Source organism: Actinopolymorpha pittospori, from assembly GCF_014873875.1.
GTDB lineage: Bacteria > Actinomycetota > Actinomycetes > Propionibacteriales > Actinopolymorphaceae > Actinopolymorpha > Actinopolymorpha pittospori.
In genome coordinates this window covers 8,250,151-8,267,834 of sequence record NZ_JADBEM010000001.1, presented here as the reverse complement: position 1 = coordinate 8,267,834, position 17,684 = coordinate 8,250,151, and the positions used below count along the sequence as shown (strand labels likewise).

The following is a 17,684-nucleotide window of genomic DNA, read 5'->3' as shown; positions in this document are numbered from 1 at the left end:
GCACCGAGTCAAGGGCCGGGCCCCGACGCCTCAGGCGTCGGGGCCCGATGACCGTCGACAACTCACACCTTCGCTCCGACCTGACCGGTCGTCAGGGCCGCTGCACCGTGCCGTCAGGCAGCCGGGTACGTGTCCAGGCGTCCTTGACGAGCGGCTCGACCGGCGGGAACTTCGCGGCGAGCTCCTCGTCCAGGTCGACTCCGAGCCCCGGTGCGTCGCTCGGCCACAGGTGACCGTCCTTCACCTCCGGGCAACCGGGGAAGACCTCCATCGCGGTGGAGTTGAAGACGTGCTGCTCCTGGATCCCGAAGTTCGGTGCCGCGAGGTCGAGCGCGAGGTTGGCGGCGTGACCCACCGGCGAGACGTCACCCGGTCCGTGCCAGGCGGTACGGACGCCGAAGAGTTCCGCGGCGTTCGCCAGGCGCCAGGCCGGTGTGAGGCCGCCGATGGCGGAGATGTGGCAGCGCACGAAGTCGATGAGCCGGTCGCGGACCAACGGCACGTACTCCGCGGGGTTGACGAACAGCTCGCCGATCGCGAGCGGCGTGGCCGCCTGGGCCCGCACCGTCGGTAGCCAGCCGAGGTCCTCCGGCGCCAGCAGGTCCTCGAGGAAGAACAGCGAGAACGGCTCCAACGCCTTGGCGAGAAGCACGGCCTGCGACGGGTTCAGCCGCTCGTGGACGTCGTGCAGCAGGTGGACCTCGTCGCCGAGTTGCTCACGCAGGTGGGCGAAGAGCGCCGGAACGACCCGCACGTACGCGTCGGGGTTCCAGGCGTTCGGCGAGAGCTTGGAGGTCGGGGCCTCCGAGCCGTTCGCCGACGGGGCGCCGTACGTCAGGGCCCCGGGTACCGCCACCTGGCACCGCACGTAGCGGTAGCCCTTCTCGACGTAGCGGCGAACCGCGTCCTCGACCTCGGCGAAGTCGCGGCCGGCCGCGTGGCCGTAGACCGGCACCGCAGTGCGGCACCGGCCGCCCAGCAGCTGCCAGACCGGCAGGCCCGCCTGCTTGCCCTTCAGGTCCCACAGCGCCATGTCGACACCGGAGAGCGCGTTGTTCAGGACCGGGCCGGAGCGCCAGTACGAGCTCACGAACAGCGAGTTCACGATGTCGGTGATGTCGGCCGGGTCGCGCCCGATCAGCTGGGGGGCCAGGTAGGAGTCGATGGCCTCCGCGACCGCCCGGGCGCGCTGGGTGAAGGTCGCGCAGCCGAGGCCGTAGAGCTCCGGCTCGGAGGTCTCGATCTTCACCACCACCAGGGTGATGTTCTCCGGTGCGGTGAGGATCGTCCGCACGCGGGTGATCTTGGGGCCTCCGCCGGCGAGGTCCTGCCAGGGCGGGGCTGCGAGTGGGGTGGCGGCGTTGTCGGGCGAGGTCACCTGAAGTGTCCCTTCTGCGGAGGAGGTTCCGCAGGGGACTGTAGGGAGCCGGCAACGCCCATGGCACCGCAGGGCTCGAAAGGGGCAGGTATCGGTCACAGCCGGTCGCGCGGCCGGGCTCCGGGTGCCGGATTCGTCGCACTGCGGTCATATCCGGATGCACAGGGGACGGGCGCGTGCCACGATGGGGGAAGCTACGGCCGATCCGTGGCGTTGACTGGAGCTGTATGACACTACGACCAGAACGACGGACCGACGCCCTCGCCGATCGCTCGGCGGACCCGACGGTGAACGGTACCGACATCCATCTCTCCGTGGTCGACCGGGAGATCCCCCTGGACGACCCCGCCACGGGCGAACTCGACCTTGAGGACCGCCGGGCACTCCGACGAGTCGCGGGTTTCTCCACCGAGCTCACCGACATCACCGAGGTCGAATACCGCCGGCTGCAGCTCGAGCGGGTCGTCCTCGTCGGCGTCTGGACCGACGGCAGCGTCGCCGACGCCGAAAACTCCCTCCGCGAGCTGAAGCTGCTGGCCGAGACCGCGGGCGCCGAGGTGCTCGAGGGCCTGATCCAGCGTCGCCGCCGCCCCGACGAGGCCACCTACATCGGCCGAGGCAAGGTCGAGGAGGTGCACAGCGAGGTCGTCGCCAGCGGCGCCGACACGGTGATCTGCGACGGCGAGCTCAGCCCCGCCCAGCTCCGCAACCTGGAAGAGCGCGTCAAGGTCAAGGTGATCGACCGCACCGCGCTGATCCTCGACATCTTCGCCCAGCACGCGAAGAGCCGTGAGGGCAAGGCCCAGGTCGAGCTCGCGCAACTCTCCTACTTCCTTCCTCGCCTGCGTGGTTGGGGTGGCAACCTGTCCCGTCAGGGCGGCGGCCGCGCCGGAGGCGGCAACGGCGGCGTGGGCCTGCGCGGTCCTGGTGAGACCAAGCTCGAGATCGACCGGCGCCGGATCCGCACCCGGATGGCGAAGCTGCGCCGTGAGATCGACGGGATGAAGACCGGACGCGGCACCAAGCGCCTACAGCGTCGCCGCAACGCCGTTCCTTCGGTGGCGATCGCCGGATACACCAACGCCGGCAAGTCGTCGTTGCTCAACCGGCTGACCGGCGCGGGTGTCCTCGTCGAGGACGCGCTCTTCGCGACCCTCGACCCGACGACCCGTCGGGCCAGCACGCCAGACGGCCGGTTGTTCACCCTCACCGACACGGTGGGGTTCGTCCGTCACCTGCCGCACCAGTTGGTCGAGGCGTTCCGTTCGACGCTCGAGGAGGTCGCCGAGGCGGACCTCGTCGTGCATGTCGTCGACGGCTCGCACCCCGACCCGGAGGGTCAGATCAGCGCTGTCCGGGAGGTGCTCGCCGAGGCTGGTGCGGGTGACCTGCCGGAGATCCTCGCGATCAACAAGGCCGACCTCGCCGACCCGATCGAGCTGGCCCGGCTGCAGACGCTGGTCCCGCGCTCGGTCGTCGTCTCCGCGAAGACCGGTCACGGGATTCCCGAGCTGCTCGCGATGGTCGGCGCGGAGCTGCCCCGGCCGGAGATCGAGGTGAGCGCGCTGGTGCCCTACGCCCGCGGTGACCTGGTGGCCAAGGTGCACGAACGCGGTGAGGTGCTCGAGGTTGAGCACACCGCCGACGGCACCCGGCTGCGCGCCCGGGTCGACCCGGTTCTGGCCGCGACCCTGAACGGCTTCACTGCCGGTTGACCCATCCGTACGTCGTCGGGGCGATCCTCCTGTTCATACTGAACGGGAGGATCGCCCTTTTGGTGCTGTGCCTCTAAGATCGCCCGCGTGCGCCGCTTCGGACAGGTGGCGCCAGGTCGGTTGGAAGGGCGTCCTCATGATCGTCGTCGGGGTCATCGCACTCGTCGCGGCGCTCGGCTGCGCCTACTTCGCCTGGCGGGCGCGCGGCAGGCAACACATCATGGTCACCACCGAGACCTACGCGGCGCGCGACCTGCACGCCCTCGCGCTGGCGGCGGCCCAGGCGGCAGGACCCGGAGCGTTTCGTCAGCGCTGCGAGGTGGCCGGGCCGGTGGCCGCCGACGTCTCCGGTCCGTTGCGCTCGGAGGTCGGTGACGCCGAGTGCGTCTGGCACCGGCACGTCGTCACCCGCAAGTACTGGCACACCGACCACAACAGCGACGGCCGACCGGAGCGCGTCGAGCGGGACGAGCAGGTCGCGGAGCGTAGCTCGGGCGCCGGCTTCCTCGTGACCGACCCGACCGGAGCGGTGCTGGTGCACCCGGGCAAGACCTGGCCCGACGGCGCCTTGAAGGTGGTCGATCGCTTCGAGCCCGACAACGCACCGAACGGCGATCCCGACACCATCGGCTACCACTACGAGGAGTGGGCACTCGCACTCGGTGAGCAGGTCTACGTACTCGGTGAGGCGAGCGACGCCACCGGCGAGTTGGCGATCGTCGAACCCTCGATCATCTCCACCCGCAGTGAGGTCGACCTCCTGCGGCGAACCCGACTGCACGAGAAGGCCTTCAGCGTGGCGACCGCGGCCGGTGTCGTCCTCGGCCCGGTGCTGATCCTCGTTGGTGCGCTGCGCTGACCGGAGGTGACCGCGAGCCGTCGGGGAGCGACGGCGCCGGTCAGGCTCAGCTCCGCGTACGCCGGGCCGCTCCGGCCGCCGCCGTGGCGAGCAACAGGGCGGCGGATCCGACGAGCGCGATCCTCATCCCGGCCACGAAGCCGATGCCGACCAGCGCTCCGGACAGTGCCACGCCGACGGCGCCACCGAGTTGTCGCGCCGCGTTGAGCAGCCCCGAGGCGAGTCCGGCCCGTTCGGCGTCGACGGCGTCGAGCAGTGCCGTCGTCAGCGGCGGTACGGCGAGGCCGGCACCGATCCCCAGCGGGACGAGCAGCACGAGGATCACGACGGTCGGCGTGGCCCTGCTGACGGAGACGAGTCCGAGCAGGCCGGCGGCCTGGACCAGTTGACCGGCGACCATCGGTGGGCGCGGGCCGAAGCGGGTGGTGAGCTTTCCGGCGAGCAGGTTGGCCGCCATGACGAACCCCGTCATCGGCACGAACATGAGTCCGGCGGTCATCGGCGTGACGCCGCGCTGGTTCTGGAAGAACAGCGTGAGCACGAACACGATGCCGTAGAAGGCGAAGTTGAGGGCGAACCCGGTCGCCACGTACACCGTCACCGGGACCGAACGGAACAGGTGCAGTGGTACGGCGGGATGCGGCGAGCGTCGTTCGACCCGGACGAACAGGATCGCGCCGACGACGCACACCGCAGCCCCGACCAGGCCCGCCAGGACCGAGCCGGCGCCGCCCTCGATCGCGGCGAAGGTCGCTCCGGTCACGGCCAGCATCGCGGCGACCTGGCCGATGAGATCCAGGGGAGCCTGTCGCGGGGTGGAGCGCGGAGCCTGGAGGAGTCCGACCAGGCCGAGCAGCCCGATGGGGACGTTGATGAGGAAGATGGCCTGCCAGCCCAACGCGTCGGTCAGCACTCCGCCGACGACCGGCCCGGCGGCGATCGCGACGCCTCCGCTGGCAGTCCAGTAGGCGATGGCACGGATCCGCGCCCGCGGGTCGGCGTAGGCCTGCCGGACGAGTGCCAGCGACGCCGGAAGCATGACCGCCGCCGCCCCACCCTGCACAGCCCGCGCCGCGATCAGCAGGGCAAGGCTCGGGGCGAGCGCGCACAGCGCGGAGGCGAGGGTGAACAGTCCGACGCCGACACCGAAGGCGCGGCTGGCACCCGCCCGGTCGGAGATCGATCCCGCGGACAGCATCAGGCCCGCGAACATCAGGGCATAGGCGTCCACGACCCACTGAAGGCCGGACACCGCGCCGCCGAGTTGGTCGCCGATCGTGGGCAGCGCGACGGTGACGGCGGTCGAGTCCAGCACCGTCACGACCAGGCCCACGCATGCGACCACGAGCGTCAACGAGGCGGACTGGACGGATCGTCTGGTGGGATCCGCGACAGCACCGGTCCGTGTCCCTGGCATGACTCCTCCAGATCATGGTGGTTCCGTCGGTCCCGCCCACCTTCGCCGAAACGAACCCGGCCGAGCCAATACCCGGCGTTATGCCCGTTCGGAATAAGCGACGGTAGAGTCGATCCGTGCTGGAGGTCTCGTCCCGTTCACTGCGCTACTTCGCGGTCCTCGCCGAGGAGTTGCACTTCACCCACGCAGCGCAACGTCTGCACATCGCCCAACCCGTTCTGTCCAAGGCCATCCGTCGGCTCGAAAGTGACCTGGACGTCGTCCTGCTCGTCCGCAGCCGTCAGCGCGTGGCGCTCAGCGACGCCGGTCGGGCGCTCCTCCCGGTCGCCCGACGGGTGCTCGCCGATCTCGAGGAGGGACTAGCGCAGGTACGCCGGGTGCACCGGCGCGACGAGCGGGTCCTGCGGGTCGGTTACCACTCCAGCCTTCCGCCTGCCCTGCTCCAGCCCCTCACCGCCGCGTTCGCCGGGCTTCGACCCGGCTGGCGGATCGAGTTGCGCGGCAACGACTGGACCGATCCGGCCCGCGTCGTCGTCGACGGGACGGTCGACGCGGCCTTCCTCCGGCTGCCCGTCCCCGGCCAGGACAGTCTCGAGATCGAGGTGCTCGGGACCGAGTCCCGCTGTGTCGTCCTGCCCGTGGGCCACCCGCTCGCGAGCCGCCGGAGCGTACGGCTACGGGACCTCCAGGACGAGCCGTTCGTCGCGATGCCCGTGTCCGCGGGAGTCTTCCGGGACTTCTGGCTCGGGCTCGAGGAGTTCGAGCGCCCACCGGTCGTGAGCACCGAGGTGAGGAATCCCGACGACTTCTTCGCCGCCATCGCGACCGGACGCGGCGTCGCCATGATCGCCGAGCCGACGACCGCGATGTATCAGCGCCCGGACATCGTGTACCGGCTCGTCGAGGACGCCCGACCCGGGAAGTTCGCGGTCGCCTGGCGACAGGGCAGTGCCGACCCGTTGCTGCGCGACTTCGTCCGGGCCTGCATCGAGGTCACCGCCGCGCCGCGCTGATCAGTCGCGCGTTCCGGCGGCGCCGCCCGCGGCCCTCAGCTCGCCGCGGCACCGCCGTCGAGCAGGCGCTCGCCAAGGTCGGTCCGCGCGTAGAGAACCGTGCGCCCCTTCCGACGAGAGGCCACCACGCCCGCCGCCGCGAGGATGCGCAGGTGGGCGCTCAGCGTCGGTGCCGTGAGGTCGAGCTGACAGGCGAGCTGCGTGGTCGACATGGGCACGTCGAGTTGGGCGACGAGGGCCGCGCGGGTTCGACCAACGAGATCCGCGAGCGGCGAAGGCCCGCGCCCGCCGTCTCTGGGTTCCTCCCACATCAGGCCGACTCCGCGGGGCGAGTACGTCACCGTGGGCACGTGCGGGGGCGCGGTGAGCACGAGCAGATCCGGCCAGGCGAAGACACACGGCACGAGCAGGAGTCCCTGCCCGGTGAGCGGGGTGTGGCAGCAGTAGGACTTGGCCACGGTGAGAGTGCCGTTGGCATATCCCAACGACGGATGCAGCGAACGAAACAGTTGGTGGACCCCACCGGAGGCGAGCTCGTCCATGCGAAACGCCAGATCGGCCTCGAGCAGGGCGTGCAGGCGGCTCCAGTCCGGTTCGACGGCGATCCGCCAGTAGCGGTCGAGCGCGTCGACCACGGCGGCGAGCGTGGCGGCCGGATCGGCGATCAGCTTCTCGAGCAGGGGATCGCGACGTCCGTCGCGGAGGAGTTCGACGTCGGCCGCGACCGTCGCCGGTGGTGTCGCCGCGACCGCCGCCAGGCCGGCATCGAAGGTGGACGTACGCCGGGACGGTGCCGGCGTGAGGAAGTCCGGGATGTAGCCATCCGGCGGGATCAGGGCCGACAGCAGCGCGAGATCGACCTGCCGAAGGCGCGGTGCCACCCTCCGGGCCCAGGCACGGTGCATGCCGCCCGAGGCTGAGGCGTTCCCGGTGAGGCTGCGGACGCTGGTCACCGTCTCCCAGACGGGGGAGATGGCGAACCGGATCCGGCTGATGTCGTCCGGATTGAGGTCGATCGAGGTCACCGGCCGAGCCTAGCGCCCACGATTAGGCCGTGAACTAATCGTCGACACCCGCGGTTCGGATCCGCAGGCTGCTCCTGTGAGTATCACCGCTTCCTCCGACGCCCGTCCCGTACGCCGTTTCGGCGGCCCGGCCGGACTCCCGTCCGCGTTCTGGGCGCTGTGGTCCGGCCAACTGATCAACCGGCTCGGCGGCTTCGTCCAGCCCTTCCTCGTGCTCTACCTCACCCAGGCCCAGCAGGTGAGTGCGACGACCGCGGGGGCCGTCGCCGCGGCGGTCGGCGCCGGCAACATCGTGTCGCACCTGCTCGGTGGCTGGATGTCGGACCATGTGGGCCGCCGCACCACCCTCCTCGTGGGTTTCCTGGGTACGGCGGCCGCGATGGCCGCGCTGGGTACGGCACCGAACCTCGCCTTCATCTGGGCGTCGGCGTTCGCGGTCGGCGTCACCTCCGAGATCTTCCGGCCGGCGGCCGAGGCGGTGGTCGCCGACCTGATCGGGCCGGAGACGCGGGTCCGCGCGTACGGGCTGCTCTTCTGGGCCGTCAACCTCGGCTTCTCCATCTCGACGGTGGCCGCGGGCTTCGCCGTTCGATTCGGGTTCGGCCTGCTGTTCTGGGTCGACGCGGGTACCTGCCTGATCGCCGCCCTGATCATCTGGCGGGCCGTGCCCGAGACCCGTCCGGCCGTCGCCGAGGGATCGCGCCGGTCGCTGGTCGCGGTCGCCGTACGTGACCGGGCGCTGCTCGGCCTCGTCGCCCTGTCCACGATGTACGCCGTCGTCTACTTCCAGTCGTACACGACCCTCCCGCTCGCGATGGGGGCGGACGGTCTGGCGGCCTCGACGTACGGCCTGGTCATCGCGGTCAACGGCGTGGTCGTCGTCGTACTGCAGCCGTTCCTGCTCCGCTTCCTCGAGCGGCACGACCGAAGCGTCCTGACCGGCCTGTCGATGCTGGTCGTGGGACTCGGCTTCGGTGCGGCCGTCCTCGCCGACAGTGCGCTCGGCTACGCGGGGACGGTCGTCGTGTGGACCCTCGGCGAGATCGGCTACACGACCCTGATCATCGCCATCTTCGCCGACCTCGCGCCGGTCGATCTTCGCGGCGGCTACATGGGCATCGCGGGCGTCACCTTCGCGCTCGGCGCGACCGTTGGACCACTGGCGGGGACGGCGGTACTGGAGCACGCCGGAGCGAACACGCTGTGGGTCGGCTGTGCCGCTCTCGGGGTGGTGATGCTCGTCGGCCAACTCATGCTTGCTCCGACGCTGCGCGCTCGCGCCGCTGACCTCGCGGGGGAGGGCCAGGTGGTGACGGACCCGGCCGCCGGGAGGTGATCAAGCGGGCGCGAGGGTGGAGACGTTGGTGACCGACGTGACGTCGGAGACCAACGTCTCCACCCTCGCGTGAATCTCGTGCTGTCTGAACCCGATCCTCGACGTCGCTCAGCCGCGGAACGGCGGGGCGATGGGCGAGGCACTCCGGCGTTGCTCGCCACCCAGGAACCAGGCGGTGAGCACCCCGCCGATGGCGCCGAACAGGTGGCCCTGCCAGGAGATCCCGGCCTGCGGCAGCAGCCCGCCGAACAGCGCGCCGCCCCACACCAGGATCACGACCAGTCCGATGAGAAGTTGACCGATGCTGCGGTTGAAGATGCCGCGAGCGATGAGGTAGGTGGCGTATCCGAACACCAACCCACTCGCGCCGATCGTGATGGAGGTGGGCGGCGATGTCAGCCAGGTCCCGACGCCGCTCACAAGCCCGATGAGGAGCGTGACCAGCAGCAGCCGGGCAGCGCCGGCCACAGCGATGATCGCCCCCAACATCAACAGGGGGATGGTGTTGGAGATCAGGTGCCCGAACCCGGCGTGCAGGAACGGCGCGAAGAGGATCCCGACCAGGCCGTCGGCGTCCCGCGCCTGGATACCGAAGGAATCGAGGCGGTGGCCGAGCGCGATGTCGATGAACTCGCTGACCCACATCAGGCCGACCAGCAGCACGAGAGCCTTCAGACCCGCGACACCGGGATCACCGCCCCGGCTCAGCCCGCGCCGTCCGGGCGAACGAGAGGTCTCAAACGCCATGTCTCCACCATGCCTGATCAGCGCAAGCAACGTCGCCGCGCGGCGATTTCTTACGAGCTTCTCATCCGGCGGCATCCACCTCAAGTAGGGCGAAGAACGTCCAACCCGGGCAGTGAACCGCCGCGGCGTGGATCCGCCTCGTCACTGTGCCGACTCCGTGCGTCCGCCCAGGTGCTCGGCGAGGAACCGCTCCACGGCGGCGTAGTAGGTCTCGCGGTTCTCCGGTCGGGCGAGGCCGTGGCCCTCATCGGGGAAGAGGAGGTACTCGTGGGGTAGCCCCTTGGCCTTCAGCGCGTCGACGATCTGCTCCGCCTCCGCCTGCTTCACGCGTGGGTCGTTGGCGCCCTGACCGACGAGGACCGGAATCTTGATGTCGTCGACGCGGGACAGTGGCGACCGCTCCCAGAGCATGTCCTTCTCCGTCTCCGGGTCGCCCACCTTGGCGTGCATCATCGCGACGAGCGGCTTCCAGTAGGCCGGGACCGACGCGAGCAGGGTGAGCAGGTTGGAGGGTCCGCACAGGTCGACGGCGCAGCGGAACGCCTCGGGGGTGAACGCCGCACCCGCGAGCGCGGCGTACCCGCCGTAGGAGCCGCCCATGATGCCGACACGTTCCCGGTCGATCAGACCCTGGCCGGCCAGGTGCTCGATGGCGTCGAGCAGGTCGGTGTGCATGTCCCGGCCCCACTGCTTGTTGGCGGCGTTGCCGAACGCCTTGCCGTAGCCGGTCGAGCCGCGGTAGTTGACCTCGACGCAGACGTAGCCACGGTTGGCGAGCCACTGCGCCTCGGCGTTGTAGCCCCACGCGTCGCGCGCCCACGGGCCCCCGTGGACGTTGAGGACGGCCGGGAGGCCCCGGCGTTCGACGTCGGGCGGGAAGCTCAGGTAACCGTGGATCTCCAGGCCGTCGCGAGCGGTGAAGGAGAACGGCTCCATCGGGGCGAGGTGGTAGCCCGCGAGGTCGGGCTTGTGGGAGAAGAGGAACTTCAGGGAGCCGTTGGACCGGTCGTAGAGGTAGTAGCGGATCGGTCCGTCGGAGGGAACGACGGAGACCATCCAGACCTGGCCGCCGCGCTCGGCGCGGTTGATCCCCAGCTCGCCGTCGATGCCGAGGGAGGACCGCAACTCCTCCACCGCGAGGCCGTAGTCGGCGTCGAGGAACTCCCAGACCTCACGGTCCTTGTCGAAGATGACCGCCTGTGGCGCTCGCGTCTCGGGGTGCAGTTCGACGCCGCCGATGTCATAGGCGTCGTCCTCGGCCAGCACGGACTGCTCACCCGTGGACAGGTCGACGCTGATCAGCCGGGCGGCGTTCGCGTCCAGCGAGGAGACGAGGTAGAGCGTCTCACCGTCCCGGGAGAAGCCGAGCGGGTTGGTGGTGTTGGTGTCGTCGGCCGGCACCTCGAGCCAGGGATGGAACTCACCGGACTCGTCGGTGAGGAAGAAGACCGCACCGCCGTCCTCGGTGATCGAGGCCGCTCCCTGGACCTCGAGGTCGGTGTCGGCGAGCCAGCCCACGAAGCCCGGATTGTCCAGAACCTTCTCGAGTTCGCCGGTCTCGAGGTCGAGTTCGTAGACGTCGTGCAGCTCGGGTGTGTCCTTGTTGATGCCGAGCAGCATGGTCGTCGGGTGCCAGCGGTTGTGGCCGAGCACCCGGACCTGCACGTTGTCGAACGGCGTCACACACTGCTCCTGGCCGGATGCGAGATCCAGCAGGTGCAGGCGCCAGTTCTCGTCGCCTTCCTTGTCCTGCAGGTAGAACAGCGTGCGGTCGTCGTGGCAGAAGCCGAAGACCCGGATGCCGTTGCCGCGGTCGTGGGTGAGCGGCCGAGCCTGATCAGGCTGGTCGACCGGGCCGACCCAGACGTTGAGAACGCCGTCCTCGGGCGCGAGGAACCCCAGCCGGGTGCCGTCGGGCGAGACCGTCGGGCTGGCGTAGGTCGGGTTTCCGAACAGGACCGCACGAGGAATGAGCGGCACGGCGTCGTAGGTCATGGAGGAGATCACACCACACAATCGGTGGCGGTGACCGGCAGAGGGCGGTTATCCACACGGGTGCCGTCGCCCCCGCGGATCGGTCGCGGGATGTTACCGGCCGCTCGCCGGAGGCGAGGTGTGCCGTCCGGGTGGCTCGAAACGCCCCCGGTATAGCCTCGCGGGATGGCCGAAGCAGCACGGGGATCCGCCCGACGCCGTCCTGATCACCGCGTGCGAGAGCTGCTCCACGACGCCGTGGATGCCCTGGCCGGCATCGAGCGGCCCGGCCAGCTGCAGATGGCCGACGCCGTCGCCTCGGCCATGGCCAGCCGCGAGCACCTCGTGGTCCAGGCTGGTACGGGTACGGGAAAGTCGCTCGCCTACCTCGTCCCGGCGTTCCTGAACCCAGGCGGAGGTGACCGCCCGGTCATCGTCGCGACCGCCACGCTCGCCCTGCAGGCGCAGCTGGTCGGACGGGACCTGCCCGCGCTCGTCGAGTCGATCGAGAAGCGGCTCGGCCGGCGGGGTTCCTACGCCATCCTGAAGGGTCGGCAGAACTACGCGTGCCTGCACCGGGTTCGCGACGGAGTTCCCGACGAGCAGGGCACCCTCATCGAGCGGGCTCCGACCGGGCCGCTCGGACGCCAGGTGCTGGAGTTGCGCGCCTGGGCGACCAAGCAGGCCCAGACCGGCGCCGACGGTGACCGTGACGCTGCGCCGACCCACCAGGATCGTGCCTGGGCTCAGATCTCGGTCTCCTCCCGCGAATGCCTCGGGGCGCAGCGCTGCCCCTACGGCGAGGAGTGCTTCGCCGAGCGGGCCCGGGAGCGCGCGCTCGCCGCCGACGTCATCGTCACCAACCACGCACTCCTCGCGATCGACGCGCTCGAGAACATCAAGGTGCTGCCCGACTACGACGTCGTGGTCGTCGACGAGGCGCACGAGCTCGCCGCCCGGGTGACCAGTACCGCGTCGGCCGAACTCTCACCCGGCATGGTCGAACGCGCCGCCCGCCGTGCGCGGGCGTTCTGCGAGGGCGGTGAGGCCGACCCGCTGGAGGATGCCGGTGAGGAACTCCGGGCGGCCCTGGCATCGGCGCCGCTCGGCCGGGTGGAGGCCCTCCCCGGGGACCTGGCGACCGCGGTCGCGGTGATCCGGGACTCCGCAAGGGCGGCGTGGTCGGCGTTCCCCAGTGACAAGAAGGACGCCGACGCGGAGTCCGGTCGCCGACAGGCCCGGTCCTACGTCGAGCAGATCCGGGACATCAGCGAGCGGATCGCCGCGATGTCGGCCTACGACGTGGTCTGGATCGCCGAGCGCGAACGCGGTGGACCCGAACTGCGCATCGCGCCGTTGTCGGTGTCCGGATTGCTGCGTGAGCGGCTCCTGGCCGAGCGGACCTGTGTGTTGACCTCGGCCACGCTGAAGCTCGGCGGAGACTTCGACGCGGCGGCGCGCTCGGTCGGGCTGCGTCCGGTCGACCGGATCGTCGAGCCCGACGAGACCACGGGTGACGCCGCGGAGAAGGCGCCGGGTGGAGGCAGGACCGCCGACGAAGGCGGGACCGCCGACGCGGGCAAGGCGGGGGAGGGCAAGGCGAACGAAGGCAGCGGCGAAGGCAAGGACGTCGTGGAGGCGCTGCCGTGGCGTGCCCTCGACGTCGGCTCGCCGTTCGACTACGGCCGGCAGTCGATCCTCTACGTCGGACGTCGGCTCCCGCCCCCGGGACGCGGCGGAATCTCCGACCGGATCCTCGACGAGTTGTGCGCCCTGATGGAGGCGGCGGGGGGTGCGACGCTCGGGCTCTTCTCGTCCCGGCGGGCCGCCGAGGAGGCCGCCGCGATGGTTCGCCAGCGGCTCGGCTTCGAGGTCCTCTGCCAGGGTGAAGGGCAGTTGGCCGAACTCCACCGACGTTTCGTGGCCGAACCTGCGACCTCGTTGTTCGGGACCCTCTCGCTGTGGCAGGGCCTGGATGTGCCCGGCGACACCTGCCAACTCGTCGTGATCGACCGGATTCCGTTCCCACGCCCGGACGATCCGCTCGCGTCGGCGCGGCAGCGGGCGGTCGACGAGGCCGGCGGCAACGGGTTCATGTCGGTCGCCGCCACGCACGCGGCGCTGCTGCTCGCCCAGGGAGTCGGAAGGCTGATCCGGAGGTCGACCGACCGCGGCGTGGTGGCGGTGCTCGACCCCCGCCTGGTCACGGCCCGCTACGGCGGATACCTGCGGTCGTCGCTACCGCCCATGTGGTTCACCCCGGACCGTGAGGTCGCGCTGGGAGCACTTCGTCGGCTGCGCTCGACCCGGGAGTCATGAGAACGGTCGGCGTTCGTCCGCGCGACCGGAACCTGGACGAACGCCGACCCGCGCGCGAGCCAATCCTTCAGCCGAGCGCAGCAGCGCACGTCCACGGGTAGGGAGCGGACGTCACCCAGGAAGTCGGAAGCAGACGGCGATCGGCGTCTGCTGACGTCCCTGACCGAACGGGTTGTCCCGGAACAACTCGCAGAAGAACAGCGGCGCCCGGTCGGTGTGGTGGCCAAGGACGTCGCGACCGAGGTCGTTGGAGTCCATGACGACGGCACCGGCAAGTGTGCGTGCGGGACCGTCGGGAAGCTGAGCCCGTACGGCGGTCGTGATCTCCGCGGCGACGCGGTCGGGGTCCTTCGGAGGAAGCTTCGCGGAGACGTTCGACGGATAGGCGGAGTAGGGCGTCGGACCGTCGATCGCGTTGACCCGGTGTCCGGCCACTGTGTAGAACCAGCCGCGCCGTCCGACCGCCTTGCCCACGATGCTCGCTCCCGCCGCGAGCAGGATGCGGGGCAGGCCGGCTTCCTTGATCGCGAGCTCCATCGTCCAGGGGCTGCCGAGGCCGATCCCGTGCGGAGTCCGCTGGACCCACCGGGAGAGCACCCGGGCCGACCGGGACGGGTTGATCTCCCAGGTGAAGTAGGAACGCCCCTGGGAGATCGCGACGATCTTCTCGCTCACGACGACATGCCACGGCTCGAGGAACGCGCCCGTGAAGTCGACGCTCGCCTCCGCCTTCTTCACCGTGTCGACGACGTAACCGGCGACCTTCTCGGTGAGAGCGTCGCCCCGGGCGAAGAGCTCGGTCTGGATCGGGACGCGTGCCCATCGCGTTCCCTCGACCTCGACCGTGAGGCTCTTCCCGTCGTTGGGGGCCAGGGCCGCCTTGGGCGGTGGCGCCTCGTGCTCCCCGGGCGAAGCCTTCTCGGGGCTGGTCATGGCGTCATCACCCACCGCTGACTCGGTCATCTCTGCTGCTCCTGGCATCCGGGGGGCGTCACCTGACCGGGATCAGACGCGACGCAGGACCGCGACGACCTTACCGAGGATGACCGCACCGTCTCCAGGAATGGGCTCGTAAGCTGGATTATGCGGGACAAGCCACACTTTTCCGTCCCGGCGCCGATAGGTCTTCACCGTCGCTTCGCCATCGATCATCGCAGACACGATCTCGCCGGACTCGGCGGCAGGCTGCTGACGGATGACCACCCAGTCGCCGTCGCAGATGGCGGCCTCGACCATCGAGTCACCACGGACCTTCAGGAGGAAGAGCTCGCCTTCGCCGACCAGCTGGCGCGGGAGGGGCATGATCTCCTCGACGGCCTGCTCGGCGAGGATCGGGCCACCTGCGGCGATCCGGCCGACCACGGGGACGAAGGCGGGGGCGGGGTACTTGTCGCCGCTGTCGGTCTCGTCGTAGGTGACCACGCCGGTCGGGCCCGGCCGACGCGTCGACTCCACGGGAGCGAGCACCTCGAGCGCGCGCGGACGGTTGGGGTCGCGCCGGATGAAGCCCTTGCCCTCGAGGACGCGCAGTTGGTGCGCCACGGACGAGGACGACGTCAAGCCGACCATCTCGCCGATCTCACGCATCGCGGGCGGATAGCCGCGGGACTCGACCGAATCGCGGATCACCTCGAGAACCCGGCGCTGCCTCGGCGTGAGACCGCTGGCATCAGGTGGGCCGTCCGGGAGCTCTCGAACCGCGGCTGTGGACGAGTCGGGAACGGGATTCTTCCGCTTGGGCATAGCGGCACTTCTCCTTCCGGCGATTTTCTGGTCGCATTCCGGTCGCAGTGCGCGACGGCACGCTCTCGAGACGGAGCCTAGGGCCTGTCATGTGCACTTTCAAACATCTGTTCGACGTCGTGTCGCGGTGCGTCGGAGGTGATGTCGGTGGTCCTCCATACGCTTTCTGTCCACGGCGTCGAACAAAGTTTCGATGCGACCTGGCGCCTTGTCGGTGGCGTGGTGTAGAAAATCGTCAGGCGTGCGGTCGAACAACCGTTCGACATAATGATCATAGTCGGTGTCTCCGCCTAGGAGGTCGGGAGATGAGCAGTAGCTCGTCAGTGGTGCATCTCGAGGACTTCATGGCCCGTCGTGCCGCCGCCGGATCGAGCCGCTCGCGGGTGGTCCGCGCCCGTGGTGTCGTCGGCGGTTCCGTCGCTCAGCCGCCGGTCGCTCTTCCGCCCGTCGACCAGGCACCTGTCGACCAGCCACCCGTCGATCGAGTGCCGGTCGACCAGGTGCCGGTCGACCACCAACCCATCGCCACGGGGTGGCGAGGGGCGTCCCGGCCGTCGCTCCGCACCCGCCGCGTCCGCTCATGCGCACTCCCGGTCGGTGGCGCCCTGCGCCAGCCGCCCCTGGTCCTCACCAGGCGAGGACGGGTCGTGGTCGCGACGCTCGCCACGGCGGCGGTCCTGCTCGCGCTGGCCGCGTTCGGGCTCCTGGTGCAGCGGGCCGTCGACGCGGCCCCCACGCGTGCGTCGGCGGAACCAGTCGCCGCCACCACGATCACGGTCGGCCCCGGCGACACTCTCTGGGACATCGCGGCGCGCCTCGCGCCCGGTGGAGACGTCCGTGCCACCGTCGACGAGATCTCGCGCCTGAACGCGTTGTCGCGGGCAGGTGACCTGGAAGTGGGCCAGCGGCTGGTCGTTCCGGTCGCGGCGCGCTGAGTGTCAAGAGCGGGCTGACAACGAACGAAGGTCGTCCTACCAGAGTTGACGGCCGCGCCCCGAGTCGCGCATTCCCGTCCAACGGCCCGTGGCGTGAACCCCTGAGCGTGCCGGCCGCTCGGGGCGTAGAACCGCTGCCCGCCGGCCAGCGCCCCACCAACGTGCGCCAACCGCGTGGCCGAGCGCCGGTATGGCTTCGGCGCGCCACGACTGTCGCGGCCCTCCGACCGGGCCTGCCGTTCGCGTCCTTCGCGGCCCAGTTAACCGCTCGTCGCCGGACCACCGCTCGCGGTACTCACCGGACTTCCCGGTGCGCACGGGACCCCACGAGGGCCCCGCGGTCGTCCCGCGCCGCCCGTTCACGCCCTGTTCCGAAGCCCGACACGCCGACGGCGAAATGTCTGTTTCGTGGGCGCGTGCTCCGCTGACCTGCGGCGACGCCGACACGACTTCGGCGGACACGCGGAGAGCTTGCACGCTCGGAGCGGTCGACGTACCGTTACCCCTAGATGTGGTAGTTACATAGCTGTAAGTCGTCCACAGGTTGTGATTCGTAGCCCACAGGTTCTCCCCAGGCAATCCACAGGATCGTCCCCAGGGAGCCCGTGATCCGCCGATGAACCTCACCGGACATGTCCGCGTTCGCGCACCGCGCCAGAAGGAGGCACGAAAGCGATGCACTGCCCCTTCTGCCGGCATCCGGACAGCCGTGTCGTCGACAGTCGTACCGCCGATGACGGCACCGCCATCCGCAGGCGCCGCCAGTGCCTCGACTGTGAGCGCCGGTTCACGACCGTCGAGCAGGTGACTCTCGCGGTCGTCAAGCGCGCCGGCGTCACCGAGCCGTTCAGTCGCGAGAAGGTGGTCTCCGGAGTACGAAAGGCCTGCAAGGGTCGACCTGTCGGGGAGGACGCACTCGCCCTCCTCGCGCAGCGGGTGGAAGAGGAGATCCGCTCGACCGGGGCGGCCGAGATTCCGTCCCACGAGGTCGGACTCGCCATCCTGGGGCCGTTGCGCGAACTCGACGAGGTGGCCTACATGCGGTTCGCCAGCGTCTACCGCGGCTTCGCGAGCCTCGCGGACTTCGAGACCGAGATCGCCGTCCTCCGTGCGGAGAACGACGAGACGGTGCCCGAGCCCGAGACGAAGCCTCGCCGCGAGACCACCCGCTCATGAGAGTCAGCAGTACGCCAGAGAGTCCGCAATGCCCAGAAGGTGCGCCG

14 protein-coding genes are annotated in these 17,684 nt (G+C 70.1%); 7 read left to right on the top strand and 7 right to left on the bottom strand.

Translation table 11 applies throughout. The annotated features are described in order from the left end of the window. Window positions 1-91 precede the first annotated feature (91 nt). Window positions 92-1,378: an enolase C-terminal domain-like protein gene (locus HEB94_RS38405; protein ID WP_192754382.1), complete on the bottom strand. Its 1,287-nt coding sequence runs from the start codon at window positions 1,376-1,378 to the stop codon at window positions 92-94. 227 nt (window positions 1,379-1,605) lie between these two features. Here HEB94_RS38405 and hflX point away from each other — a divergent pair, with 227 nt between their 5' ends. Both hflX and HEB94_RS38395 read left to right on the top strand, forming a co-directional pair. Continuing rightward, complete coding sequence (gene hflX, locus HEB94_RS38400; protein ID WP_192754381.1) at window positions 1,606-3,093, top strand: GTPase HflX; 1,488 nt, start codon at window positions 1,606-1,608, stop codon at window positions 3,091-3,093. Between the two features lie 136 nt (window positions 3,094-3,229). Beyond that, window positions 3,230-3,952: a GIDE domain-containing protein gene (locus HEB94_RS38395; RefSeq protein WP_192754380.1), complete on the top strand. Its 723-nt coding sequence runs from the start codon at window positions 3,230-3,232 to the stop codon at window positions 3,950-3,952. Window positions 3,953-3,998: 46 nt separating this feature from the next. Here HEB94_RS38395 and HEB94_RS38390 read toward each other — a convergent pair whose 3' ends face one another. Continuing rightward, window positions 3,999-5,369 (bottom strand): MFS transporter, encoded by a 1,371-nt coding sequence (locus HEB94_RS38390; protein ID WP_192754379.1) that lies wholly within the window; start codon window positions 5,367-5,369, stop codon window positions 3,999-4,001. A 116-nt stretch (window positions 5,370-5,485) separates the two neighbouring features. On the opposite strand from HEB94_RS38390, the gene HEB94_RS38385 reads away from it, so the two are divergent. Further along, window positions 5,486-6,382: a LysR substrate-binding domain-containing protein gene (locus HEB94_RS38385; RefSeq protein WP_192754378.1), complete on the top strand. Its 897-nt coding sequence runs from the start codon at window positions 5,486-5,488 to the stop codon at window positions 6,380-6,382. Between the two features lie 35 nt (window positions 6,383-6,417). Here HEB94_RS38385 and HEB94_RS38380 read toward each other — a convergent pair whose 3' ends face one another. Further along, window positions 6,418-7,407 carry a DUF5937 family protein gene (locus HEB94_RS38380; protein ID WP_192754377.1) on the bottom strand — a complete coding sequence of 330 codons (990 nt, stop codon included), beginning with the start codon at window positions 7,405-7,407 and terminating at the stop codon, window positions 6,418-6,420. Window positions 7,408-7,483: 76 nt separating this feature from the next. Between HEB94_RS38380 and HEB94_RS38375 the strand changes: the two genes are divergently transcribed. Continuing rightward, window positions 7,484-8,743 (top strand): MFS transporter, encoded by a 1,260-nt coding sequence (locus tag HEB94_RS38375; RefSeq protein WP_337918210.1) that lies wholly within the window; start codon window positions 7,484-7,486, stop codon window positions 8,741-8,743. 108 nt (window positions 8,744-8,851) lie between these two features. Here the strand turns inward: HEB94_RS38375 and HEB94_RS38370 are convergent, their stop codons facing one another. Together HEB94_RS38370 and HEB94_RS38365 are read right to left on the bottom strand one after the other, a co-directional pair. Beyond that, complete coding sequence (locus HEB94_RS38370) at window positions 8,852-9,490, bottom strand: rhomboid family intramembrane serine protease (RefSeq protein ID WP_192754376.1); 639 nt, start codon at window positions 9,488-9,490, stop codon at window positions 8,852-8,854. A 141-nt stretch (window positions 9,491-9,631) separates the two neighbouring features. Beyond that, complete coding sequence (locus tag HEB94_RS38365) at window positions 9,632-11,485, bottom strand: S9 family peptidase (protein WP_192754375.1); 1,854 nt, start codon at window positions 11,483-11,485, stop codon at window positions 9,632-9,634. Between the two features lie 165 nt (window positions 11,486-11,650). On the opposite strand from HEB94_RS38365, the gene HEB94_RS52980 reads away from it, so the two are divergent. Further along, window positions 11,651-13,783, top strand: coding sequence for an ATP-dependent DNA helicase (locus HEB94_RS52980; protein WP_192754374.1), 2,133 nt, complete (start codon window positions 11,651-11,653; stop codon window positions 13,781-13,783). Between the two features lie 111 nt (window positions 13,784-13,894). Here the strand turns inward: HEB94_RS52980 and HEB94_RS38355 are convergent, their stop codons facing one another. Next, window positions 13,895-14,746: a hypothetical protein gene (locus HEB94_RS38355; protein ID WP_192754373.1), complete on the bottom strand. Its 852-nt coding sequence runs from the start codon at window positions 14,744-14,746 to the stop codon at window positions 13,895-13,897. Window positions 14,747-14,788: 42 nt separating this feature from the next. Continuing rightward, on the bottom strand, window positions 14,789-15,526 hold the full coding sequence (gene lexA / locus HEB94_RS38350; RefSeq protein ID WP_192754372.1) for a transcriptional repressor LexA: 738 nt from the start codon (window positions 15,524-15,526) through the stop codon (window positions 14,789-14,791). 305 nt (window positions 15,527-15,831) lie between these two features. Here lexA and HEB94_RS38345 point away from each other — a divergent pair, with 305 nt between their 5' ends. After that, window positions 15,832-16,461 (top strand): LysM peptidoglycan-binding domain-containing protein, encoded by a 630-nt coding sequence (locus HEB94_RS38345; RefSeq protein ID WP_192754371.1) that lies wholly within the window; start codon window positions 15,832-15,834, stop codon window positions 16,459-16,461. 675 nt (window positions 16,462-17,136) lie between these two features. Then, complete coding sequence (gene nrdR, locus HEB94_RS38340; RefSeq protein ID WP_192754370.1) at window positions 17,137-17,637, top strand: transcriptional regulator NrdR; 501 nt, start codon at window positions 17,137-17,139, stop codon at window positions 17,635-17,637. Window positions 17,638-17,684 lie beyond the last annotated feature (47 nt).

Excerpts from the sequence above, each read along its gene's own strand:
- hflX (WP_192754381.1), top strand. The coding sequence starts at position 1,606 with ATGACACTACGACCAGAACGACGGACCGACGCCCTCGCCGATCGCTCG.
- HEB94_RS38395 (WP_192754380.1), top strand. The coding sequence starts at position 3,230 with ATGATCGTCGTCGGGGTCATCGCACTCGTCGCGGCGCTCGGCTGCGCC.
- HEB94_RS38390 (WP_192754379.1), bottom strand. The coding sequence starts at position 5,369 with ATGCCAGGGACACGGACCGGTGCTGTCGCGGATCCCACCAGACGATCC.
- HEB94_RS38370 (WP_192754376.1), bottom strand. The coding sequence starts at position 9,490 with ATGGCGTTTGAGACCTCTCGTTCGCCCGGACGGCGCGGGCTGAGCCGG.
- HEB94_RS38365 (WP_192754375.1), bottom strand. The coding sequence starts at position 11,485 with ATGACCTACGACGCCGTGCCGCTCATTCCTCGTGCGGTCCTGTTCGGA.
- HEB94_RS52980 (WP_192754374.1), top strand. The coding sequence starts at position 11,651 with ATGGCCGAAGCAGCACGGGGATCCGCCCGACGCCGTCCTGATCACCGC.
- HEB94_RS38355 (WP_192754373.1), bottom strand. The coding sequence starts at position 14,746 with ATGACCGAGTCAGCGGTGGGTGATGACGCCATGACCAGCCCCGAGAAG.
- lexA (WP_192754372.1), bottom strand. The coding sequence starts at position 15,526 with ATGCCCAAGCGGAAGAATCCCGTTCCCGACTCGTCCACAGCCGCGGTT.
- HEB94_RS38345 (WP_192754371.1), top strand. The coding sequence starts at position 15,832 with ATGAGCAGTAGCTCGTCAGTGGTGCATCTCGAGGACTTCATGGCCCGT.
- nrdR (WP_192754370.1), top strand. The coding sequence starts at position 17,137 with ATGCACTGCCCCTTCTGCCGGCATCCGGACAGCCGTGTCGTCGACAGT.